The sequence below is a fragment of the Pseudomonas sp. B22129 genome (assembly GCF_044218875.1).
In the GTDB taxonomy this organism is placed as follows: domain Bacteria; phylum Pseudomonadota; class Gammaproteobacteria; order Pseudomonadales; family Pseudomonadaceae; genus Aquipseudomonas.
This window is the reverse complement of the sequence record NZ_CP162592.1, coordinates 6,494,410-6,517,819: the sequence shown is the minus strand read 5'-3', so window position 1 is coordinate 6,517,819 and position 23,410 is coordinate 6,494,410. Positions and strand designations below refer to the sequence as shown.

The window sequence follows — 23,410 nt, the reverse complement described above, 5'->3', positions numbered from 1 at the left end:
CGACCATGTTGCTCAGTTATCTGCGGTTGGTGCTGTTTGCCATTGGCCTGTTGGTCGGTGTGCAAGTGCCGGGGTTTATCAACGATTACGCCAAGCGCGTCGAAGCCCATTTGATCGAGGCCCAGACCGGCCTGCGCGGGTTTGATGCCACCGCGCAGCAGTTCTTCAACGGTGATTTGCAGGCGTTGGTGGCGCACTACCGCGCCAGCGATGACCCGGTGTTTCGCAGCGATGCCAACAGCCTTGGCACTTTGCTGGATCGCCAGGTGGCGCTGGACAAGCAATTCCAGGCCATGCAGGGCCCGTGGTACATCCGCGTGCTGCAAGTGGCGGTGGCGGCCGACCCGGACATCCGCCGGGAAACCTGGAACGGTTACAGCTACCAGATTCTGCTGACGCCTGAAGCCATGGGCTGGGGGTTGGGCGGGGCGATGCTGTTGTCGTTCGGGCTGGAATGCCTGTTCCGCTTGATCGACTGGGTGGTGCTGGGCGGCAAGCGTTTGCGTCAGAGCCGGCCCATCGAAGAGCGCGATTTGAAGGGCCTCTAAGTCATACAGAGATCAAAGTGTGGGAGCGGGCTTGCTCGCGAATGCGGTGTGCCAGTCACAGTTGTATTTACTGAACCACCGCTTTCGCGAGCAAGCCAGCTCCCACAGGTTTAATCGGGTTTTGCCAGTAGCATCCGCTCTGGGCCGACTTCTTCGGCATACCGCGCCACCACCTTCTGGCACAGCCCCACAATCTCCTCCACCAATTCCACCCCCACCCGCCACGACACCACCACCTGCAGATTCGGCAGCTTCTGCGCCATCGGCAACATCACCAATTCCCCGCGCGCCAATTCCTCGCTGACCAGTACCGGCGGCAACGCACCAATACCGAAGCCATCGCGCAGCAACCGGGTGATCGCCGACACCGAATTCACGCAGTTCATCCGCGGCGCAGCCACACCGTTGGCCTGCATCAGGCTCAGCACGTCCTGGTGCGGATGGGAGTTTTTCGAGTAGGTGATGATGCGCTCCTGGGCCAACTCGGCGAGGGAGGCGTAGTCACGGTTGTAGATCGAATGGCTGGCGACGATCCAGGCCATGGGGTGGCTGCACAATTCCTGGCTGCGTACGGTTTCGAGGCGCAGCAGGTCGGTTTGCAGGATCAGGTCGAGAAAGCCTTTTTGCAGTTGATCGCTGAGGTTCAGTGCGGTATCGGCGACCAATTCGATTTCCACCAGCGGGAAATGGTCCATCAGTTCCGCCACGAAGGAGCTCAGCCAAGTGTGGATGACCGTGTCCATGGCGCCGATGCGGATGCGCCCGACCTTGCTGCTGGTGGTTTCCAGGGACTGCTTCAAACCCTGCATGGTCACCATCATCTGCTCGGCATAATCGAGCACCTTCAAGCCTTCCGGGGTCAGGCTCACGCCGCGTGAGTCGCGCAGAAACAGCTTCACGCCCAACTCGCTTTCGAGCACGGCGATGCGGCTGGAAATCGACGCCTGCGTGGTGAACAGCTTCTCGGCGGTCAAGCGAAAGCTCTTGAGCTTGGCCACCCAGACGAAGGTTTCGAGGAACTTCAAATTCATGGGATCAACTTTTCTTATGCATGGATCGGTTTTTATTAGTTGGACGCCGTACCGGGCCAGCGCCAAAAATCGAGCTATTCCACGATAAGCGTCGTTGGGGTGTCAGGACAAGTTGCGAGTTCTGTGTGAAAAATCCCACACTACAAAAACTATAAAGCCTACAGGAGCACCCGCCGTGAGCCGTCTGCTATTGAATTGCGATATTGGCGAAAGCTTTGGCAACTGGACAATGGGTCTGGACGCCGAGGTCATGCCGTTCATTGATTGCGCCAACGTGGCGTGCGGCTTTCATGCCGGCGACCCGAGCATCATGCGCAAGACCGTCAGCCTGGCCCTCAAGCACGGCGTGCAAGTAGGGGCGCACCCGGCGTATCAGGACCTGCAAGGCTTCGGCCGTCGTTCCATGAACTACACGCCCCAGGAAATCCAGGACCTGCTGCACTACCAGATCGGCGCCCTCGACGGCATCTGCCGTGCTCAGGGGGCGCGGGTCAGCTACGTCAAACCCCACGGCGCAATGTACAACGACATGATGGCCAACCCGGCGCAATTGCGTGCAGTGATCCAGGCTGTTGCGGCTTATGGCGACCTGCCATTGATGCTGCTGGCCACCCGCGACAACAGCGCCGCGCAAGCATTGGGCGATGAGTACGGCGTCAGCCTGTGGTTCGAAGCCTTCGCCGACCGCGCTTACGATGCCAAGGGCCACCTGGTGTCCCGTCAGCTGCCGGGCGCCGTGCACCACGACGCCGACACCATCGTGCAACAAGCGCTGACCATTTCCCGTGGAGAACCGCTGACTGCCAGCGACGGCAGCGCCTTGCTGCTGCAGGCCAACACCCTGTGCGTACACGGCGACAACGCCAGTTCGATTGCCGCCGTGCAGCGCATTCGCGAGGCGTTGAAGCCAGCATGAAGGCGCGGATTGAAGTGGTGGCCATCGACTGCCTGATGGTGCGCCTGTTTGAGGTGATCGCTGAAACCAACATGCCATGGATGCTCGCTGCCACCCGGCGTTTGCGTGAAGGTTTTGGCGCGGCGCTGGTGGATCTGGTGCCGTCCTACACCACGTTGATGGTGCATTACGACCTCACGGCTCTGAACCCGGCCCAGGCCCGCGAGCTGATCGAACAGGCGCTGACCGACCTGCAACCCCAGGCGCAGGGCAGCGGCCAGTGCCATGTGCTGCCGGTGTGGTACGACCTGAGTGTCGGCCCCGAGCTGACGCTGCTCAGCCAGCGCAGCGGGCTGTCGATAGACGACGTGATCCGCCGTCACAGCGCCCATGAATACCAGGTGTTCGCCCTCGGCTTTGCGCCGGGCTTTGCTTTCATGGGGCTGGTGGATGAACGCCTCGCCACGCCGCGCCTCAATACGCCGCGCAAACGCGTGGCGGCCGGCAGCGTCGGCATCGCCGAGCGGCAAACCGCCGCTTACCCAGTGGTTTCGCCGGGCGGCTGGAACCTGATCGGCCGCACCCCGGCCAAACTCTTCGACCGCGAGCGCGACGGCTACAGCCTGATGCAACCCGGCGACACCGTGCGCTTCGAACCCGTCGATCACGCTGAATTCATCAAATCAGGTGGCGACGACACGCCGTTGGAGGCGCAGGCATGAGCCGCTTGATCATCGAGGCCAGCACGCCGCTGTGCCTGCTGCAGGACGCCGGGCGTTTCGGCGTGCGCCATTTGGGCGTGACCCAGGGCGGCGCGCTGGATTGGGTGTCGATGTCCTGGGCCAACTGGCTGCTGGGCAATGCGCTGGATGCGCCGGTGGTGGAAATCACCCTGGGCGGCTTTACCGTGCAGGCCGAGGACTATTGTTTGCTGGCGCTGGCCGGTGCGGACCTGGGCGCGTACATCGACGAGCGAGCCATCAGCCCGGGGCGCAGTTTTATCCTGCAAAAGGGCCAGCGTTTGCGCTTTACCCAACCGTTCAACGGTGCGCGGGCTTACTTGGCGGCGCCGGGCGGGTTTGATGCGCCGCACGTGCTGGGCAGTTGTGCCACGGTGGTTCGCGAGGAACTGGGCGGGGTGGACGGTTCTGGCAAGGCGTTGGCCGAAGGCGGGCGCCTGGCGTATTCCGGGGTGGGCGGGGCGATGAAAGTATTGAGTACGCCGGATTTGCCGGCCAAGGCGCCATTGGACGTGATCGTCGGTGCGCAAATTGGCCAGTTCAGCGGCCAAAGCCTGTTCGATGCGTTCAACACCGAGTGGGCGCTGGACAGTCGCGCCGACCGCATGGGCATGCGCCTGCTGGGCACGCCCTTGCAATATCAGGGGCCGTCATTGATTTCCGAGGGCATTCCCTTGGGGGCGATCCAGGTGCCACCGGACGGGCAGCCGATTGTATTGCTCAATGACCGGCAGACGATTGGTGGGTACCCGCGGTTGGGTGCATTGACGCCCTTGGCGCTGGCGCGGCTGGCGCAGTGTTTGCCGGGGGAAAAGGTGAGGTTGGCGCCGGTGGTGCAGGAGACGGCGCACCGGCAGCACCTCGAATATCTACAGCGGTTTAACTAACGCCACAATCCAAAATGTGGGAGCGGGCTTGCTCGCGAATGCGGTGGGTCAGCCAGCACATCGTTAACTGGCCCGCCGCATTCGCGAGCAAGCCCGCTCCCACATTTGGATCTCCATTTACTTGGAGAGAAAACGCATCCCTTCTTCCAATCCGCGCAATGTCAGCGGATACATCTGATCCTCCACCAACTCCCGCACAATCCCCGTCGACGCGGTATACCCCCAGGTGTCTTTCGGGTACGGGTTAATCCAGATCAGCTTCTTGTACTTGGCCATGAAACGCTGCATCCACACATAGCCAGGTTCCTCGTTCCAGTGCTCCACACTGCCGCCCGCCTGGGTGATTTCGTAGGGCGCCATCGATGCGTCACCAATAAAGATCACTTTGTAATCGGCACCGTATTTGTGCAGCAAATCCTGGGTCGAGGTGCGTTCCGAGGTGCGGCGCTGGTTGTTCTTCCACACCGATTCGTACACGAAGTTGTGGAAGTAGAAATACTCCAAATGCTTGAACTCGGTTTTGCAGGCCGAGAACAGCTCTTCGCAGATCTTCACATGGGCGTCCATCGAGCCGCCGATATCGAACAGCAGCAACAGCTTGATGGTGTTGCGCCGTTCCGGGCGCATCTGGATGTTTAGCAGCCCGGCGTCGCGGGCGGTGTGGTCGATGGTGCCGTCGATGTCCAGCTCTTCAGCCGCACCCTGGCGCGCAAATTTGCGCAGGCGGCGCAGGGCGATCTTGATATTGCGCGTGCCCAGTTCCACCTGATCATCCAGGTTCTTGTACTCGCGCTGGTCCCACACCTTCACGGCTTTGCCCTGCCGCTTGCCCGCGTCGCCGACGCGGATGCCTTCCGGGTTATAGCCGCCGGAGCCGAACGGGCTGGTGCCGCCGGTGCCGATCCACTTGTTGCCGCCGGCGTGACGTTCTTTCTGTTCTTCGAGGCGTTTTTTGAATTCCTCGATCAGTTTGTCGAGGCCGCCGAGGGACTGGATTTGCGCGCGCTCTTCATCGGTCAGCGAACGTTCGAACTCCTTGCGCAGCCAGTCTTCGGGGATCAGCGCCTGCAGGTGGTCGTCGAGTTTTTCCAGGCCATTGAAGTAGGCGCCGAACGCCCGGTCAAATTTGTCGAAATGCCGTTCGTCCTTCACCAGGATTGCCCGGGCCAAGTAATAAAACTCGTCCATGTCGGCGAAGGTCACGCGCATTTTCAGCGCGTTGATCAGGTCGAGCAGCTCGCGCACCGACACCGGCACCTTGGCGGCGCGCATTTCATTGAACAGGTTGAGCAGCATCAGCGGTTACCGCGACGGCTCATGAACGCCAGACGCTCCAGCAACTGCACGTCTTGCTCGTTCTTCACCAGGGCACCGGCCAGCGGCGGAATCGCCTTGGTCGGGTCGCGCTCGCGCAGCACGGCTTCGCCGATGTTGTCGGCCATCAGCAACTTGAGCCAGTCGACCAGTTCGGAGGTGGACGGCTTTTTCTTCAGGCCCGGTACTTTGCGCACATCAAAGAACACGTCCAGCGCTTCGCTGACCAGGTCTTTCTTGATGTCGGGGTAGTGCACATCGACGATTTTTTGCAGGGTGGTGCGGTCGGGGAAGGCGATGTAATGGAAGAAGCAGCGGCGCAGGAAGGCGTCCGGCAGCTCTTTTTCGTTGTTGGAGGTAATGATGATGATCGGGCGCTTCTTGGCCTTGATGGTCTCGTCGATTTCGTAGACGTAGAACTCCATCTTGTCGAGTTCTTGCAGCAGGTCGTTGGGGAATTCGATGTCGGCCTTGTCGATTTCATCGATCAGCAGAATCACCCGCTCTTCGGATTCGAACGCTTCCCAGAGTTTGCCTTTCTTAAGGTAGTTGCGCACGTCGTGCACTTTGTCCACGCCCAGCTGCGAGTCGCGCAGGCGGCTGACCGCGTCGTACTCGTAGAGGCCTTGATGGGCCTTGGTGGTGGATTTGATGTGCCAGGTGATCAGCTTGGCGCCAAAGGACTCGGCCAATTGCTCGGCCAGCATGGTCTTGCCGGTGCCCGGCTCGCCCTTGACCAGCAAAGGCCGCTCCAGGGTGATGGCGGCGTTGACGGCCAGTTTCAGGTCATCGGTAGCCACATAGGCCTGGGTGCCTTCGAACTTCATCGGTCATTCCTCGAAAATCAGCAATGCCCGACTATACCGCGCAGCCCCGGCGACTGTGAACGCAGACGGGTTATTCAGTCTCTGAATGGCCGGTCACGCCACAGGTGCACGAGCTGGCCAGTGTGGGAGCGGGCTTGCTCGCGAAAGCGGTGTATCAGTCGCAGTATCCGGTGGCTGACACCCCGCCTTCGCGAGCAAGCCCGCTCCCACAAGGGCCAGCTCCAACATTTAATCGGCGCTAGGCTTGGGCTGTTCATAGCGGGCATTAAAGGCCTGGATGAAACCGTTACGCAAAATCGCCAAAAAAGCCGAGAACGCGCTGATATTTTGCTGGTGCACGCTGCCACTGAGTTCCACCCGGGTGGCAAACTGGTTTTTGTTCTGGTTTTTCAGCACGGTTTCGCTGACGCCGACGACGGCTTCCCAGATTGAGCGAAAGATATTTTTATCTTTGTTCTCGACGTCCTGCTGCCAGTCAAACACTTCAACATTGCGCAGCAGCGGCTTGATGTAACCGGTGAGCTGGCCTTTTTCGGCCTGTGCTTCAATCACCACGTCGCCCGTACCGGCCTTGAAGTCGAACTTGCCATAGGCCGAAGCGAAGTCATTCATGCGTTTGAGCTCCAGGTCACGGGCGCGGAAACGGAATTCGAAATCTTCGAAGTCATTCAACGGGTCAAAGGTGGCGGTAGCTTCCAGTGGCGCCTGGCCTTGAAGCAGGGCTTTGCCCTCGAACCGTGCGTCGCGTTTGCCCTTGAGGTCCACCACGTTCGTCAGGTTGTAGAGGCTGGCGTTGACCTCAGTGGCCCTGATATTCACCACCGGTTTGGAGCTGAAGTTGTGAAAGGCGATCTTGCCGTCTTCGATGCGCACTTCATTGAGCGTGATCGGCAATAGTTTTTTCAGTTGTTGCTGCCAATCCGTGCCTTTACCCGTCTGGGACGCCTGTTTGTTGGCGCCGCCGTCGACGAAGTTGATTTCAGGCCGTACGAAATGGCCTTCGGCAACCACGGCGTGGTCGTACCACAGGGAGTGCCAGCTGACAGCAAATTCAATCAATGGCGCATTGACGAACGGTACCGGTACCTTGCCGTCGACCTTGACGATTTTCAGGCCGTTGATGCGGTACGCACCGCGCCACAGGGCCACGTCCACGTCCGTGACCTGGCCCCGGTAGTCGCCCATGTCGGCGAGTTTGTCGTTCAGGTAATTGCGCACCAGATAGGGCAGGGCCAGGTCCAGGGCGATCAGCAATACCACCAGTACGGCGACGATCCATAGCAGCCCACTGTAGCGACGTTTCATGTCAATGCTCTCCAACGGTATAGGCGATGGACCGCACGCGCGGGCGCAACGTTCCTCTGACTGGACGCCCAAAGGCCTGAGGCATACCCTTGGGGCCTTCTTGAAATCGCCTTAAGGACCCGTCATGAGCCGCATTTTTGCAGACAACGCGCACTCCATCGGTAACACGCCCCTGGTTCAGATCAACCGCATTGCCCCGCGCGGCGTGACCATCCTGGCCAAGATCGAAGGGCGCAACCCGGGTTACTCGGTGAAGTGCCGCATTGGCGCAAACATGATCTGGGACGCCGAAAGCAGCGGCAAACTCAAACCGGGCATGACCATTGTCGAACCGACGTCGGGCAACACCGGGATTGGCCTGGCGTTTGTCGCCGCCGCGCGGGGCTACAAGCTGCTGCTGACCATGCCGGCGTCGATGAGCATCGAGCGACGTAAAGTGCTCAAGGCCTTGGGCGCCGAACTGGTGCTGACCGAACCGGCCAAAGGCATGAAAGGCGCCATTGAAAAGGCTGGCGAAATCGTCGCCAGTGACCCGGCTCAGTACTTTATGCCGGCCCAGTTCGAAAACCCGGCCAACCCGGCGATCCATGAGAAAACCACCGGCCCGGAAATCTGGAACGACACCGACGGCGCGGTAGACGTGCTGGTAGCGGGCGTGGGCACCGGCGGCACCATCACCGGGGTGTCGCGCTATATCAAAAATATTGCGGGCAAGCCGATTCTGTCGGTCGCTGTCGAGCCTGTTGTGTCGCCGGTGATCACCCAGGCGCTGGCCGGTGAAGAGATCAAGCCGAGCCCGCACAAGATCCAGGGGATTGGCGCCGGCTTTGTGCCGAAAAACCTCGATTTATCGATGGTGGACCGCGTTGAGCTGGTGACTGACGACGAATCCAAGGCCATGGCCCTGCGTTTGATGCAGGAAGAGGGGATTTTGTGCGGCATCTCCTGCGGCGCCGCGATGGCCGTGGCGGTGCGCCTGGCCGAGAAGCCGGAAATGCAGGGCAAGACCATTGTGGTGATCCTGCCGGACTCCGGTGAACGCTACCTATCGAGCATGCTGTTCAGCGATTTGTTTACCGAGCAGGAAAACCAGGCTTGATGTAAGTCAGCCGGTCGGCCTGGGCCTTCTGCATAATGGCCCAAGTGTTTATCATGGCCGGCTGCTACGTCTGCTGTTGGCCAGGCGCATATTTTCAGGAGTTGCTGCATGACCTTTTCTTTGGCCGCCAAACTGTCGGTGTTGCTGCTATTTATCGGCAGCATTCTGTATGTGCATTTGCGCGGCAAGGCGCGTTTGCCGGTGTTGCGCCAGTTCGTCAACCATTCGGCGCTGTTCGCCCCGTATAACGCCTTGATGTACCTGTTTTCCGCCGTGCCGTCCAAGCCGTACCTGGACCGCAGCAAGTTCCCGGAACTGGATGTGCTCAAGGACAACTGGGAAGTGATCCGCGAAGAGGCCATGCACCTGTTCGACGAGGGTTACATCCGCGCCGCTGAAAAGAACAACGACGCCGGTTTCGGTTCGTTCTTCAAGAAAGGCTGGAAGCGCTTCTACCTCAAGTGGTACGACAAACCGCTGCCGTCGGCCGAGGCGCTGTGCCCGAAAACCGTGGCATTGGTCAGCAGCATTCCCAACGTCAAAGGTGCGATGTTCGCGCTGTTGCCGGGCGGCAGCCACCTCAACCCGCACCGCGACCCGTTTGCCGGTTCCCTGCGTTATCACCTGGGGTTGTCCACGCCGAACTCCGACGATTGCCGAATCTTTGTTGATGGCCAGGTTTATGCCTGGCGTGACGGCGAAGACGTGATGTTCGACGAAACCTACGTGCACTGGGTGAAGAACGAGACCGAACACACCCGTGTGATTCTCTTCTGCGACATCGAGCGTCCGTTGAGCAACCGCCTGATGACCCGCGTTAACCGTTGGGTCAGCAAGCAGCTGGGCCGCGCGACGGCGCCGCAGAATCTGGACGACGAGCGCGTTGGCGGGATCAACCAGGCGTATGCCTGGAGCAAGACGTTCAGCGACAAGTTCAGTGGCAAGGTCAAACAGTGGAAGCGCAAGCATCCGAAGGCGTACCGCATTGCGCGGCCGGTGTTGGCGGTTGTGGTTCTGGTACTGCTGTGGAAGTGGTTGTTCGGTTGACTTGAAACACGGTCAAAAAATGTGGGAGCTGGCTTGCCTGCGATGGCGGCAGGCCAGTCAACATTTGATTAGCTGACCCACCGCTATCGCAGGCAAGCCAGCTCCCACATTGAGCTTGCAGTGTTGCTTAGGAAGCAATCAGTTGGCGCAGCACGTAGTGCAAAATCCCCCCCGCCTTGAAGTACTCCACCTCGTTCAACGTATCAATCCGGCACAGCACCTCAACCTTCTCGCTGCTGCCATCCTCCCGTGTAATCACCAGCGTCAGGTTCATCCGCGGCTCGATCTCGGCATTTGTGAGCCCAAGAATGTCGATCTTCTCCTTGCCGGTCAGCTTGAGCGCCTTGCGGTTCTGATCCAGCTTGAACTGCAACGGCAGCACGCCCATGCCCACCAGGTTGGAACGGTGGATCCGCTCGAAGCTCTCGGCGATCACCGCCTTCACGCCCAGCAGGTTGGTGCCCTTGGCCGCCCAGTCGCGGCTCGAGCCCGTGCCGTATTCTTGCCCGGCAATGACCACCAGCGGCGTGCCCGAGGCCTGGTATTTCATGGCCGCGTCGTAGATCGCCATTTTTTCACCGGTCGGGATATAGAGCGTGTTGCCGCCTTCCTCACCGCCGAGCATTTCATTGCGGATCCGGATGTTGGCAAAGGTGCCGCGCATCATCACTTCGTGGTTGCCGCGGCGTGAGCCGTAGGAGTTGAAGTCTCGCGGTTCCACGCCTTGCTCGCGCAAGTAGCGCCCGGCGGGGCTGTCGGTCTTGATATTGCCGGCGGGGGAGATGTGGTCGGTGGTCACCGAATCGCCCAGCAAGGCCAGCACGTTCGCGCCTTTGACGTCTTTGATTTCCGGCAACGGCCCGGAAATATCGTCAAAGAACGGCGGATGCTGGATGTAGGTGGAGTCCTTCTGCCATACGTAAGTCGCTGCCTGCGGCACTTCAATGGCCTGCCACTGCTCGTCACCGGCAAACACCTCGGCGTATTCCTTGTGGAACATGCCGGTGCTGACCTGGGCTACGGCGTCGGCAATCTCTTTGCTGCTCGGCCAGATGTCTTTGAGATACACCGGCTTGCCGTCTTGATCGTTACCCAATGGCTCGCTGCTGATGTCGATACGCACTGTGCCTGCCAGGGCATACGCGACGACCAGCGGCGGCGAGGCCAGCCAGTTGGTTTTCACCAGCGGGTGCACGCGGCCCTCGAAGTTACGGTTGCCGGACAACACCGAGGCGACGGCGAGGTCGGCTTTCTGGATGGCTTTTTCGATCGGCTCGGGCAGCGGCCCGGAGTTGCCGATACACGTGGTGCAGCCGTAGCCAACGAGGTCGAAGCCGAGCTTGTCGAGGTATTGGGTCAGGCCCGCCGCCTTGTAATAGTCGGTGACCACTTTGGAGCCCGGCGCCAGGGAGGTTTTCACCCATGGCTTGCGGGTGAGGCCTTTTTCCACGGCCTTTTTCGCCACCAGCCCCGCCGCCATCATCACGCTGGGGTTGGAGGTGTTGGTGCAGGAGGTAATGGCCGCAATCACCACGGCGCCGTTTTTCAGGCGATAGGTGTGGCCGTCATACTCGTAGTCGGTTTCGCCCACCAAATCGGCATTGCCCACGGCGACGCCGCCACCGCCTTCACTTTCCAGGCGGCCTTCTTCTTTGTTGGTCGGTTTGAATTGCAGGTCGAGGAAGTCGCTGAACGCCTGACCGACGTTTGGCAGGGCCACGCGGTCCTGTGGGCGTTTGGGGCCGGCGAGGCTGGCTTCGACGCTGCCCATGTCCAGCGCCAGGGTGTCGGTGAACACCGGCTCCTGGCCGGCGTTGCGCCACAGGCCCTGGGCCTTGGTGTAGGCCTCCACCAGTTTGACGGTTTCGGCAGGGCGGCCGGACAGGCGCAGATAGTCCAGGGTGACGTCATCCACCGGGAAAAAGCCGCACGTGGCGCCGTATTCCGGGGCCATGTTGGCGATAGTCGCGCGGTCAGCCAGCGGCAGGTCGGCCAGGCCGTCGCCGTAGAACTCGACGAACTTGCCCACCACGCCTTTCTTGCGCAGCATTTGGGTCACGGTCAGCACCAGGTCGGTGGCCGTGATGCCTTCCTTGAGCTTGCCGGTGAGTTTGAAGCCGATCACTTCCGGGATCAGCATCGACACCGGCTGGCCGAGCATCGCCGCTTCGGCTTCGATCCCGCCCACGCCCCAGCCCAGAACGCCGAGGCCGTTGATCATGGTGGTGTGGGAGTCGGTGCCGACCAGGGTGTCGGGGAAGGCGTAGGTGCGGCCGTCTTCGTCTTTGGTCCAGACGGTGCGGCCCAGGTATTCCAGGTTGACCTGGTGGCAGATACCGGTACCTGGCGGCACCACGCTGAAGTTGTCGAAAGCGCTCTGGCCCCAGCGCAGGAAGGCGTAGCGTTCGCCGTTGCGCTGCATTTCGATGTCGACGTTTTGCTCGAAGGCGTCGGCATTGCCGAACTTGTCGACCATCACCGAATGGTCAATCACCAGGTCTACCGGCGACAGCGGGTTGATGCGCTGCGGGTCGCCACCGGCCTTGGCCACGGCGGCGCGCATGGCGGCCAGGTCGACCACGGCGGGTACGCCGGTAAAGTCTTGCATCAGCACGCGGGCGGGGCGGTACTGGATTTCTCGGTCGGACTGGCGCTCTTTGAGCCAGGCGGCAATGGCCTTGAGGTCGGCGCCGGTGACGGTTTTGTTGTCTTCCCAGCGCAGCAGGTTTTCCAGCAGCACCTTGAGCGACATTGGCAGCTTGCCCAGGTCACCCAGGCTCTTGGCGGCTTCGGGCAAGCTGAAGTAGTGGTAGGTCTTGCTGTCTATTTCCAGTGTTTTAAGGGTTCTCAGGCTATCAACGGATGACATTACATGACTCCTTATGGTCCGCACGGCTACGGACCTGACGGGACGAACAGAGCTTTTAACTTAGCCCTGTTTTCATTAGCAGGCTAATAACTGGACTCTATCGTTAAGTCCAAGGTTCCGAACTCCGTTATCATGCGCGGGTTTTCATGACAGGCATTGCGACAGCGCAAGGCCGGTTGATTCACTTGGAGAGTTGATGAACACCCTTTTTATGCACTGCCGCCCGGGTTTTGAAGGCGAAGTCTGTTCCGAGATCGCGGAGCATGCCGCGCGCCTGAACGTATCCGGCTACGCCAAAGCCAAGACCGGCAGCGCCTGCGCCGAATTTGTCTGCACCGAAGAAGACGGCGCCCAGCGCTTGATGCACGGCCAGCGCTTTGCCGAGCTGATCTTCCCGCGGCAGTGGGCGCGCGGGGTGTTTATCGACCTGCCGGAAACCGACCGCATCAGCGTGATCCTCGCCCACCTGCGCGAATTTCCGGTGTGCGGCAGCCTGTGGCTGGAAATGGTCGACACCAACGACGGCAAGGAGCTGTCGAATTTCTGCAAGAAATTCGAAGTGCACCTGCGCAAGGCCTTGCTCAACGCTGGCAAGCTGGTGGACGACCCGAGCAAGCCGCGCCTGCTGCTGACCTTCAAAAGTGGCCGCGAAGTGTTCATGGGCCTGGCTGAGTCGAACAACTCGGCGATGTGGCCCATGGGCATTCCGCGCCTGAAATTCCCGCGTGAAGCCCCAAGCCGTTCGACGCTGAAGCTTGAAGAGGCCTGGCACCACTTCATCCCCCGCGACCAGTGGGACGAGCGCCTGCACGGCGACATGACCGGCGTTGACCTCGGCGCAGCCCCCGGCGGCTGGACTTGGCAGTTGGTCAACCGTGGCATGCTGGTGACCGCCATCGACAACGGCCCCATGGCCGAAAGCCTGATGGACACCGGCCTGGTGCAGCACTTGATGGCTGACGGCTTTACCTTCGTGCCCAAGCAGCCGGTGGACTGGATGGTGTGTGACATCGTCGAGAAGCCCGCGCGCAACGCCGCCCTGCTTGAAACCTGGATCGGTGAAGGGCATTGCCGCGAGGCGGTGGTGAACCTGAAGTTGCCGATGAAGCAGCGTTACGCAGAGGTGAAACGCTTGCTGGAGCGCATTGAGGACGGTTTCAAGGCGCGGGGTATTCGCGTGGAGATTGGCTGCAAGCAGCTGTATCACGACCGTGAGGAAGTGACGTGTCATTTGCGCCGGTTGGATAACGCGAAGAAACCCAAATCCCGCTAATGACACAAGTCAAAATGTGGGAGCGGGCTTGCCCGCGAAAGCGGTATAACAGTCGAAATTTATGTTGAATGTGCCCGCGTCTTCGCGAGCAAGCCCGCTCCCACATTTTAAGCGGCGCCCGATTCAGGAGTGATGTATGAGTCAGCCTCTCGATTTGCCAATAGACGCCACCCTCGACGCCACCGGCCTCAACTGCCCGGAACCAGTAATGATGCTGCACCAGCACATCCGCGACCTGCCCCCCGGCGGCTTGCTCAAGGTGATCGCGACCGACCCCTCGACCCGCCGCGATATCCCCAAGTTCTGTGTGTTTCTCGACCACGAACTGGTGGATCAACAGGAGCAGGCCGGTACGTACCTGTACTGGATTCGCAAGAAGTCTGCTTAAGCCAGGCGAATCCGCCGGCGCGCACTGCGTGCCAGGCGGATCACCAACATCGCCGCCGCGCAGCTCAAGCCCACTATCAGCCCTTGCCACAGGCCACTCGGCCCGCTGGCGGCGCCCAGCCATTCGGTCAGCCCCAGGGCGTAACCTACCGGCAACCCGACACCCCAATACGCAAACAGCGTCAGCACCATGGTCACCCGTGTGTCCTGGTAACCTCGCAGGGCACCGGCGGCAGTGACCTGGATCGCGTCGGAGAACTGGAACAGCGCGGCAAACACGATCAGCATTGAGGCGACGTGGATCACCAGCGGGTCGGGTGTATAGATGGCCGCGATCTGTTCGCGAAACAACAGCATCAGGCTGCACGACAGGCAGGCGTAGGTCAGTGCGGTGCCCATGCCGACCCCGGCGGCAAAGCGCGCTTCACGCGGTTCGCCACGGCCCAGCGCCTGGCCGACGCGCACGGTGACCGCCATGCTCAAAGAGTAGGGAATCATGAACACCAGCGAGCTGAAGTTCAGCGCGATCTGGTGGCCGGCCACCACGTTGGCCCCCAGGCTGCCGATCAACAGGGCGATCACCGCGAAGATGCTCGACTCGGCGAACACCGCGATACCAATCGGTAAACCGATGCTCAGTACGCGCTTGATCACTGCCCATTGCGGCCAGTCGAAACGCTTGAACAACTCGCTGCTTTGATAAACCGGTGCCCAGCGGGTCCACGCGGCCAGGCCGAGCATCATCACCCACATCACGATGGCCGTGGCCCAGCCACAACCTACACCGCCCATGGCCGGCACGCCGAAGTGGCCATAGATGAACACGTAGTTCAGCGGAATATTCAACGCCAGCCCGCACAAGCCCATGACCATGCTCGGCCGCGTGCGCCCCAGGCCATCGCTGAAGCAGCGCAGCACGTAATACAGGGCGATGGCCGGCATGCCCGAGGCAATGCCGTGCAGGTAGGCCATGCAGGGTTTGATCAGTTCAGGGTCGACGTTCATCGCGTGCAGGATCGGTTCGGCGCTGATCAGCATCAGCAGCGCCGTAAGGCCAACCATCACTGCCAGCCACAAGGATTGGCGCACCAGCGGGCCAATGTCGGTGTGCTGGCCGGCACCGAAACGCTGGGCAACTTTCGGCGTGGTGGCCAGCAGCGTGCCGGTCATCAGCAGGTACACCGGAATCCAGATCGAGTTGCCCAGGGCCACAGCCGCCAGGTCCCGAGAGCTCACGCGCCCGGCCATCACCGCATCGACAAAGCCCATGGCGGTGGTCGCCAGTTGCCCGATCATGATCGGCAGGGCCAGGCTCAACAGGCTGCGCACCTCGCGGCTGACGCGGGCGGGGCGGGAGAGGGCGGGGGTGGCGATGTTCACGTGCGAGTGTCCAGTAAAAGTGTTGCAAAGGACGGCGAAGTCTACGCGTTGACGCAGTGGTCAGGAAAAAACCTGTGTTAGCGATTTGTAAGCGCCTCTCTCGCAGACGCTGACCCCCTGTGGGGCCGGCTTGTGTGGGAGCTGGCTTGCCTGCGATAGCATCAGCTCGGTACAGCTGATAGACCGAGGTGTCAGCATCGCAGGCAAGCCAGCTCCCACACCTGTACACTGCGAGTCCGCGAAAGGAGCCTGCCATGTTGATTGTTGCCGACGAAAATATCCCGCTGCTCGATGCATTCTTCGAAGGGTTTGGCGAGATTCGCCGGGTGCCCGGCCGTTCCATCGACCGTGCCACGGTCGAGCAGGCGGATGTGCTGCTGGTGCGCTCGGTGACCAATGTGAACCGCGCTTTGCTGGACGGCACGAAAGTGCGTTTTGTCGGCACTTGCACCATTGGCACCGATCACCTGGACCTGGATTACTTCAAGCAGGCCGGGATTCAATGGTCCAGCGCGCCAGGCTGCAATGCCCGTGGCGTGGTGGATTATGTGCTGGGCAGCCTGCAGACCCTGGCCGAAATCGAAGGCGTCGACCTGAGTCGGCGCACTTACGGCGTCGTGGGCGCGGGTGAGGTGGGCGGGCGCTTGGTCAAGGTGCTCAAGGGCCTGGGCTGGAACGTGCTGGTGTGCGACCCGCCGCGTCAGATCGCTGAAGACGGCGGCTATGTGAGCCTGGAGCAGATTATCGAACAGTGCGACGTGATCAGCCTGCACACGCCACTGACCAAATCCGGTAATGGCTCCACCTGGCACCTGTTCGACCGTCAACGCCTCAACAGCCTCAAGCCCGGCACCTGGCTGATCAACGCGAGCCGTGGCCCGGTGGTGGACAACGCCGCCTTGCGTGAGGTGTTGCTGGAGCGCGAAGACCTGCAAGCGGTGCTGGACGTGTGGGAAGGCGAGCCGCAGGTGGACGTCGACCTGGCCGACCTGTGTGTACTGGCCACCCCGCATATCGCCGGTTACAGCCTGGACGGCAAGCAGCGCGGCACGGCGCAGATCTATCAGGCGTTCTGTGCGCACGTGGGCCAGGAACCGGGCATTCAACTGAGTGACTTGCTGCCGCAGCCTTGGCTGGCCGAAGTGCATTTGAATGCATCGACCGATCCGGCCTGGGCGTTGGCCACTTTGTGCCGCAGCGTGTACGACCCGCGACGCGATGATGCGGATTTCCGCCGCAGCCTGGTGGGCACCGTGGAAGAACAGCGCAAGGCGTTCGACCTGCTGCGCAAACACTACCCGGAACGCCGTGAGATTGATGGCTTGAAGGTGCGTATCAACGGTGAGTCGGCCGTAATGTCGAATATCGTGGCTGCCCTGGGTGCTCAGACGGTCTAACGGCGCATAAAAAACCCGGCCACCTGGGCCGGGTTTGAAAGAGCGTGGGCGCTTCAGCCTCGCTGGGCAGGCTTGACCAATCTCTGTTCCAGCTCGCGGCACGACTGCTGGATCATTTCTTCGGTAATTTGCACTTCGCGGCCTTTGGCATCGATATACGAGCAAGGCAACTGCTGCGGCTGGCGAATTACTTTAATCTTGGCTTCGCTGCTGTTTTGCAAGGTCATGGCCTGTCTCCTCATCAGGTTGTGTACCTACCTTAATTCCCCCGCGTGACCGAGCTATTACAACTCCTTACAAGATCACCGGTTCGAACCCCAAGTGCACCAGAAACCGATACAAATTTCCAGCCAGGCGTTAGACCGATAGCCTCTAGGGGCCAGCATCGGTGGGCATAATTAACCTGACTCATTGTTATTTACTCAAGTTCCCCCAATGTTGTGGTGTACCTATCTGCGCTCATCAGGTGATGCCCTCCATGTTTTCAGTCCGTCAACGCCGCGCGATCCGTCTCGCCAGCCGCTTTGTTGCGCCTTATCGCTGGCAGGCGCTGGGTGCCTTGCTTGCGCTGATCGTCACCGCCGGCATTACCTTGTCCATGGGGCAGGGCATTCGCCTGCTGGTCGACCAGGGTTTCATGACCCAATCGCCGCACCTGCTCAACCAATCCATCGGGCTGTTCATGGTGCTGGTGCTGGGGCTGGCGGTGGGCACCTTTGCGCGGTTTTACCTGGTGTCGTGGATCGGCGAGCGGGTCGTGGCGGACATTCGCCGGCAGGTCTTCAACCACCTGATCTACCTGCACCCAGGCTTCTACGAGAACAACCGCAGCTCGGAAATCCAGTCGCGGCTGACTACCGACACCACGTTGTTGCAATCGGTGATCGGTTCGTCACTGTCACTGTTTCTGCGCAATGCGTTGATGGTCATCGGCGGCATCGTGTTGCTGTTTGTCACCAACCCCAAGCTCACCAGCATCGTGGTAGTGGCGCTGCCGCTGGTGCTGGCGCCGATTCTGATATTCGGGCGCCGGGTGCGCAGCCTGTCGCGCCTGAGCCAGGATCGCATTGCCGACGTTGGCAGTTATGTTTCCGAGACCCTCGGCCAGATCAAGACCGTACAGGCCTATAACCACCAAGTGCAGGACGAGCAGCGCTTCGCCGTCACCGTGGAAGACGCTTTCGCCACGGCACGCAAGCGCATTGTGCAGCGTGCCTGGCTGATTACCCTGGTGATCATGCTGGTGCTGGGGGCCGTGGGCGTGATGTTGTGGGTCGGTGGCATGGACGTGATTGGCGGGCGGATTTCCGGCGGTGAGCTGGCGGCGTTTGTGTTCTATAGCCTGATCGTCGGCAGCGCCGTCGGTACCTTGAGTGAAGTGCTCGGCGAGCTGCAACGCGCTGCCGGTGCCGCCGAGCGTATCGGTGAGCTGCTGCAGTCGAGCAACGAGATCCAGGCGCCTGCCGCAGGCTGCGTGCAACTACCGGAGCGCGTCAGCGGCCGCATGGAGCTGCAAGACCTGCGTTTTTCCTACCCCTCGCGGCCAGACAGTTATGCCATCGATGGTTTGAACCTGACCGTCAACCCCGGTGAGACCCTGGCGCTGGTGGGCCCTTCCGGCGCCGGTAAATCAACGATTTTCGACTTGCTGCTGCGCTTCTACGACCCCCAGCAAGGCCGGATCCTGCTCGAAGGCCAACCGCTGACCGAACTCGACCCCATGGACCTGCGCCGCCATTTCGCGCTGGTGTCTCAGAGCCCGGCGCTGTTTTTCGGCAGCGTCGAAGAAAACATCCGCTACGGCAACCCGTCCGCCACCCGCGAGCAGGTCGAAGCGGCCGCGCGCATTGCCCACGCCCATGATTTCATTCTGCAAATGCCTGACGGCTACCAGACCCACCTCGGGGATGGCGGCATGGGCCTCTCCGGCGGCCAACGCCAGCGCCTGGCCATCGCCCGCGCGTTGCTGGTGGACGCGCCGATCCTGCTGCTCGACGAGGCCACCAGTGCCCTGGATGCGCAGAGTGAACATTTGATCCAGCAAGCCCTGCCGCAGTTGATGCAGGGGCGCACTACGCTGGTCATCGCCCACCGGCTGGCCACCGTGAAGAATGCCGACCGGATTGCGGTGATGGACCAGGGCAAGCTGGTGGCAGTGGGCACGCATCAACAGTTGATTGCGAGCAACCCGTTGTATGCACGGCTGGCGGCGTTGCAGTTCAGTGAGGGTGAACGTGAAGGCCAGTGAGATTCATGTGGCAAGCGTGCTTGCCACAGGGCCTTTAGCCAACCTTACTGATCATCAAAATAGCGTTCATGCCAATCCACCAGCGGCTGCGGTGAGTTGAGCTTCTGCCCGTAGATCACCGAATAAGACAGCACGTTCTGCACATACTGGCGGGTTTCGTCGAACGGGATGCTTTCCACCCACACGTCGAAACTCAGGTGATCGGCGCCGCGCAACCACTGCCGCACGCGGCCGGGGCCTGCGTTGTAAGCGGCGGAGGCGAGCACGCGGTTGCCGTTGAACTGGCTGTGCACCTGGCTAAGGTAGGCCGCGCCGAGCTGGATGTTTTTGTCCGGGTCCAGCACTTGGGCCGGGGAGGCCAGGGGAATGCTGAACTTGCGTGCAGTTTCCTTGGCGGTGCCGGGCATCAGTTGCATCAGGCCGCTGGCGCCGACGCCGGAGCGGGCGTCGTCCATAAAGGCGCTTTCCTGGCGAGTGATGGCAAATACCCAGCTCGAATGCAGGCCGCGCACCTTGGCCTCGCGCACCAGCGTGTCGCGGTGGGCCATCGGGAAGCGAATGTCCAGGTCATCCCAATACTGCGCCTGACTGATGGTGCGGATCGCCGGGAAGTACCACTTCATGTCGTAGGCCAGCTTGGCCTGGGCGACCATTTCATCGCGGTTGAAGTGGCGGCTGACGTGGTACCACTCACGGCGGCCGTCCACCACCTGGCCACGCGCATAGAACTCCAGGGCGCGGCGCACGCCGGGTGTGTTGCGCACCTTGTTCATCAACGCCTGGCTCATCACCAGCGGCTTGTTGGTGAGCTGATACGGGGACTTGGAGCGGTCGGCGGCGAGGAAGCCATAGAAATCACGCTCCTTGGCCACATTCTTGTACAGGACCAGGGCTTGCGGGTTCTTCGGCTCGGCCAGTTCCAGGCTGCGTGCCTGCCAGTAGCGCCAGCGGTTGGTGGTCGCCAGATCCTGTGGGAGCTTGCGGGTCAACTGGTAGGCATCTTCCCAGCGGGCCAGGCGCAGCAGCAGGCGCAGGCGCCATTCGGAGACGGTGTTGTCACGTAGCTCCGGGTCGTACTGGGTCATCACGTCGAGGGCGCGCGGGTCATAGCGGCGTGCCAGCGTCAGGCCGATTTCACGGGCGATCGACACTTTTTCGTCACGGGAAAAGTGCATGCTGCTGGCATAGCCGTCGAGCAGGGCCATGGCCTTGTCCGGGTCCTGGCGTGCCAGGCGGCGCAGGCCCAGGCCGACGGCATCCGACATGGCCTCGTTGGCCGGCAGAAAGCGCGACGGGTCGCCAAGCAGGTTGGGGTTCTGGGCCACGTCCACCATCAGGCGGCCCTGGGCGCCGAGGGTCGGCAGGGTTTTCACCAGGCTGTTGGCCAGCGCGTAGTTGCGCGCTTCGGCTGCGAGTTTGGCGCGGTCCCAGATTTTCTGTTCGGTGAGTTGGCCATCGGCGGCCCACTGGCCGAAGGTCGCGTCACAGGCGGCCGGTTGGGATTTGCCGGTAAGCCAGAGTTTTTCGGTGTTCTTGTAGCCTTCGGCTTTCAGGTTGTGGGTGAGCTGGTACTGAGCGTGCAGGCAGTCCAGTTCGACGAAATTGAGCTTGGCGTCGTAGTACTTTTCAAAGGTCTGCCAGTCGCCACGGTCGGCCAGCCAGCGCAGCCAACGCAGCTTCATCCAGTTGGCCTGGGGCAGGTCGCCGTTTTTGGCGAGGAATTGTTCGATTTCTTCGTTGCTCGCGGTTTTCAGGCGCGCGGTCAGCTCGTCATAGGCCAGGTAGGGCGTAAGCGGGTAGTCGGCCAGGGCCGCGCTGTATTGCATGTAGGGGCCGCTGTCGCCTTTGGCGAGGGCGCGTTTGGCTTCATCGTAATATTGACGTTGGGTGGTGAGGTCCACGGCCTGGGCGGATTGAACGGCGGTGGCGGAAAGAAGCAGACAGGATAAAAAGTTGAAAAGGCGACTGCGCATGAGACGTCCGTGCAGAGAAATCACGACTAGTGCCGGCTCGGCCGACACTGATTGCCCCTAGCTTAGCCTTTTGCCGGCGGCCGGCGAAAGCTTTGCCGGCCCGCTGGCTGAAGTTCCCTGTAAATGTCCTACAGAACGTGTCAGCCACGAAAATGCCGACCGCATCCCACCCTCAACTCAGGTAGAATGCGCGCCCGGTTTTTGGAGAAACGTATGACCCTGCTCAAATTCAGCGATGTGTCCCTTGCTTTCGGCGCTACGCCGTTGTTGGACAAGGTGTCCTGGCAGATCGCCCGTGGTGAGCGGGTGTGCATCATTGGCCGTAACGGTACCGGCAAGTCGAGCATGATGAAGCTGGTCAAAGGCGACCAGAAGCCCGATGACGGCTCTGTCTGGCGCGCGCCGGGCCTGAAGATCGGCGAATTGCCGCAAGAGTTGCCGGTGGCCGACGGACGGACAGTGTTCGACGTGGTTGCCGAAGGCCTGGACGGCGTTGGCGCGTTGCTCGCCGAATACCATCACCTGGCGCAGAACTGCGTCACCGAGGAAGACCTGAACAAGCTGATGCACGTTCAGCAGGACCTCGAAGCCCGTGATGGCTGGCGCTTGCAGCAACTGGTCGACAGCACCCTGAGCCGCCTGCAGTTGCCACCTGACAAGACTCTCGCCGAATTGTCCGGCGGCTGGCGCCGTCGTGTGCTGCTGGCCCAGGCACTGGTTTCCGAACCGGATTTGCTGCTGCTCGACGAACCGACCAACCACTTGGACATCGGCGCGATTGCCTGGCTGGAAGAGGCCATCAAGGACTTCCAGGGCGCCGTGCTGTTCATCACGCACGACCGTGCCTTCCTGCAGAGCCTGGCCACGCGCATCCTCGAACTGGACCGTGGCGGCCTGATCGACTGGAACGGCGACTACGCCAGCTTCCTGGTACACAAAGAGGCCGCGCTGGCGGCTGAAGAAACCGCCAACGCGCTGTTCGACAAGAAACTGGCCCAGGAAGAAGTCTGGATCCGCCAGGGCATCAAGGCCCGTCGCACCCGTAACGAAGGCCGTGTGCGTGCGTTGAAAGCCCTGCGCGTTGAGCGTGGCGAGCGTCGTGAGCGCGCCGGCAAGGCGAATATTCAGCTGGATACCGCCGACAAGTCGGGCAAGCAAGTGATGGTGCTGGAAAACGTCAGCTTCCATCACCCGGACGGCCCGTTCCTGATCAAGGACTTCTCCATGGTCCTGCAGCGCGGCGACCGTATCGGCCTGCTGGGCGCCAACGGCACCGGCAAGACCACCTTGCTCAAGCTGATGCTCAATGGCCTGCAGCCGACCCAAGGCAAGGTCGAAGAGGGCACCAAGATCGACGTGGCCTACTTCGACCAGCTGCGCCATCAGTTGGATCTGGAGAAGACCGTGATCGACAACGTCGCCGAAGGTCGTGACTTCATCGACATCGACGGCCAGAGCCGCCACGTGCTCAGCTACCTGGGTGACTTCCTGTTCAGCCCGCAGCGTGCCCGTACGCCGGTGAAGGCCTTGTCCGGTGGTGAGCGTGCGCGTTTGCTGCTGGCCAAGCTGTTCAGCAAGCCGGCCAACCTGCTGGTGCTCGATGAGCCGACCAACGACCTCGACGTGGAAACCCTGGAACTGCTGGAAGAGGTGCTGTTGACCTTCAACGGCACCGTGCTGATGGTCAGCCACGACCGGGCATTCCTCGACAACGTGGTCACCAGCACCCTGGTCTTCGAAGGCGAAGGCAAGGTGCGCGAGTACGTCGGTGGTTATCAGGACTGGCTGCGCCAGGGTGGCTCGCCGCGCCTGCTGGGCGTGACCGAGAGCAAGTCCGGCAAGGCCGACCTGACGTCGGCGGTGGTGACGCCGGTCGCTGCTGCACCGGCTCAGGAGGCCGCGCCGGCTACCAGCAACAAGAAAAAGCTCAGCTACAAGCTGCAGCGCGAGCTGGAAGCCTTGCCGGGCGATATCGACGCCAAGGAACAGCAGATCGCCGCCGTCGAGGCGGACATGGCTGATGCGGGCTTCTACCTGCGCCCTGCGGCGGAAACCGCCAAGGTTATCGCGTCCCTGGAAACCTTGAACCAGGAGCTGGAAGCGCTGGTTGAGCGTTGGGCCGAGCTGGATGCCTGAGTGATTCCAGAGCATTAAAAAACCCGGTGTTCACTTGGATGAACACCGGGTTTT

19 protein-coding genes are annotated in these 23,410 nt (G+C 61.2%); 11 read left to right on the top strand and 8 right to left on the bottom strand.

Annotation, left to right across the window (positions count from 1 at the left end):
* Positions 1–5: 5 nt before the first annotated feature.
* Complete coding sequence (locus tag AB4P94_RS29645) at positions 6–548, top strand: DUF2937 family protein (RefSeq protein ID WP_395608617.1); 543 nt, start codon at positions 6–8, stop codon at positions 546–548.
* A 110-nt stretch (positions 549–658) separates the two neighbouring features.
* On the opposite strand, the gene AB4P94_RS29640 is transcribed toward AB4P94_RS29645, so the two are convergent.
* Positions 659–1,579, bottom strand: a complete 921-nt coding sequence (locus AB4P94_RS29640; RefSeq protein ID WP_395608616.1) for a LysR family transcriptional regulator — start codon at positions 1,577–1,579, stop codon at positions 659–661.
* Positions 1,580–1,754: 175 nt separating this feature from the next.
* On the opposite strand from AB4P94_RS29640, the gene AB4P94_RS29635 reads away from it, so the two are divergent.
* The 3 genes from AB4P94_RS29635 to AB4P94_RS29625 are packed head-to-tail and all read left to right on the top strand — an operon-like array spanning position 1,755 to position 4,101.
* Positions 1,755–2,495: a 5-oxoprolinase subunit PxpA gene (locus AB4P94_RS29635; protein WP_395608615.1), complete on the top strand. Its 741-nt coding sequence runs from the start codon at positions 1,755–1,757 to the stop codon at positions 2,493–2,495.
* A complete protein-coding gene (pxpB, locus tag AB4P94_RS29630; RefSeq protein ID WP_395608614.1) occupies positions 2,492–3,196 on the top strand; it encodes a 5-oxoprolinase subunit PxpB in 705 nt (234 codons plus the stop codon). The genes AB4P94_RS29635 and pxpB overlap by 4 nt, the downstream gene beginning before the upstream one ends.
* Positions 3,193–4,101 carry a biotin-dependent carboxyltransferase family protein gene (locus AB4P94_RS29625; protein WP_395608613.1) on the top strand — a complete coding sequence of 303 codons (909 nt, stop codon included), beginning with the start codon at positions 3,193–3,195 and terminating at the stop codon, positions 4,099–4,101. Before pxpB ends, AB4P94_RS29625 begins: the two co-directional genes overlap by 4 nt.
* A 117-nt stretch (positions 4,102–4,218) precedes the next feature.
* On the opposite strand, the gene AB4P94_RS29620 is transcribed toward AB4P94_RS29625, so the two are convergent.
* The 3 genes from AB4P94_RS29620 to AB4P94_RS29610 form a co-directional block, all read right to left on the bottom strand.
* A complete protein-coding gene (locus AB4P94_RS29620; protein WP_016975243.1) occupies positions 4,219–5,397 on the bottom strand; it encodes a VWA domain-containing protein in 1,179 nt (392 codons plus the stop codon).
* Positions 5,397–6,242 carry a MoxR family ATPase gene (locus tag AB4P94_RS29615; RefSeq protein WP_003210690.1) on the bottom strand — a complete coding sequence of 282 codons (846 nt, stop codon included), beginning with the start codon at positions 6,240–6,242 and terminating at the stop codon, positions 5,397–5,399. The genes AB4P94_RS29620 and AB4P94_RS29615 overlap by 1 nt, the downstream gene beginning before the upstream one ends.
* 228 nt (positions 6,243–6,470) lie before the next feature.
* Complete coding sequence (locus AB4P94_RS29610) at positions 6,471–7,547, bottom strand: DUF748 domain-containing protein (protein WP_395608612.1); 1,077 nt, start codon at positions 7,545–7,547, stop codon at positions 6,471–6,473.
* A 124-nt stretch (positions 7,548–7,671) separates the two neighbouring features.
* Here AB4P94_RS29610 and cysK point away from each other — a divergent pair, with 124 nt between their 5' ends.
* On the top strand, positions 7,672–8,646 hold the full coding sequence (cysK, locus tag AB4P94_RS29605; RefSeq protein ID WP_395608611.1) for a cysteine synthase A: 975 nt from the start codon (positions 7,672–7,674) through the stop codon (positions 8,644–8,646).
* Positions 8,647–8,754: 108 nt separating this feature from the next.
* The gene (locus AB4P94_RS29600) at positions 8,755–9,693 is read left to right on the top strand and encodes an aspartyl/asparaginyl beta-hydroxylase domain-containing protein (RefSeq protein WP_395608610.1); all 939 of its coding nucleotides are present in this window, start codon (positions 8,755–8,757) and stop codon (positions 9,691–9,693) included.
* 127 nt (positions 9,694–9,820) lie between these two features.
* On the opposite strand, the gene acnA is transcribed toward AB4P94_RS29600, so the two are convergent.
* Positions 9,821–12,562, bottom strand: a complete 2,742-nt coding sequence (gene acnA, locus AB4P94_RS29595; protein ID WP_395608609.1) for an aconitate hydratase AcnA — start codon at positions 12,560–12,562, stop codon at positions 9,821–9,823.
* A 196-nt stretch (positions 12,563–12,758) separates the two neighbouring features.
* Here acnA and rlmM point away from each other — a divergent pair, with 196 nt between their 5' ends.
* Both rlmM and tusA read left to right on the top strand, forming a co-directional pair.
* Positions 12,759–13,835 (top strand): 23S rRNA (cytidine(2498)-2'-O)-methyltransferase RlmM, encoded by a 1,077-nt coding sequence (gene rlmM / locus AB4P94_RS29590; protein WP_395608608.1) that lies wholly within the window; start codon positions 12,759–12,761, stop codon positions 13,833–13,835.
* Between the two features lie 136 nt (positions 13,836–13,971).
* Complete coding sequence (gene tusA / locus AB4P94_RS29585; RefSeq protein ID WP_395608607.1) at positions 13,972–14,223, top strand: sulfurtransferase TusA; 252 nt, start codon at positions 13,972–13,974, stop codon at positions 14,221–14,223.
* On the opposite strand, the gene AB4P94_RS29580 is transcribed toward tusA, so the two are convergent.
* The gene (locus AB4P94_RS29580; RefSeq protein ID WP_395608606.1) at positions 14,220–15,602 is read right to left on the bottom strand and encodes an MATE family efflux transporter; all 1,383 of its coding nucleotides are present in this window, start codon (positions 15,600–15,602) and stop codon (positions 14,220–14,222) included. The genes tusA and AB4P94_RS29580 overlap by 4 nt on opposite strands.
* A gap of 254 nt (positions 15,603–15,856) precedes the next feature.
* On the opposite strand from AB4P94_RS29580, the gene pdxB reads away from it, so the two are divergent.
* Complete coding sequence (gene pdxB, locus AB4P94_RS29575) at positions 15,857–16,999, top strand: 4-phosphoerythronate dehydrogenase PdxB (protein ID WP_395608605.1); 1,143 nt, start codon at positions 15,857–15,859, stop codon at positions 16,997–16,999.
* A gap of 53 nt (positions 17,000–17,052) precedes the next feature.
* Here the strand turns inward: pdxB and AB4P94_RS29570 are convergent, their stop codons facing one another.
* Positions 17,053–17,226 carry a PA1571 family protein gene (locus AB4P94_RS29570; RefSeq protein ID WP_395608604.1) on the bottom strand — a complete coding sequence of 58 codons (174 nt, stop codon included), beginning with the start codon at positions 17,224–17,226 and terminating at the stop codon, positions 17,053–17,055.
* A 242-nt stretch (positions 17,227–17,468) separates the two neighbouring features.
* Between AB4P94_RS29570 and AB4P94_RS29565 the strand changes: the two genes are divergently transcribed.
* Positions 17,469–19,247, top strand: coding sequence for an ABC transporter transmembrane domain-containing protein (locus AB4P94_RS29565; protein ID WP_395608603.1), 1,779 nt, complete (start codon positions 17,469–17,471; stop codon positions 19,245–19,247).
* Positions 19,248–19,291: 44 nt separating this feature from the next.
* Here the strand turns inward: AB4P94_RS29565 and AB4P94_RS29560 are convergent, their stop codons facing one another.
* Positions 19,292–21,220, bottom strand: a complete 1,929-nt coding sequence (locus tag AB4P94_RS29560) for a transglycosylase SLT domain-containing protein (RefSeq protein WP_395608602.1) — start codon at positions 21,218–21,220, stop codon at positions 19,292–19,294.
* Between the two features lie 213 nt (positions 21,221–21,433).
* Here AB4P94_RS29560 and AB4P94_RS29555 point away from each other — a divergent pair, with 213 nt between their 5' ends.
* The gene (locus AB4P94_RS29555) at positions 21,434–23,356 is read left to right on the top strand and encodes an ATP-binding cassette domain-containing protein (RefSeq protein WP_395608601.1); all 1,923 of its coding nucleotides are present in this window, start codon (positions 21,434–21,436) and stop codon (positions 23,354–23,356) included.
* Positions 23,357–23,410 lie beyond the last annotated feature (54 nt).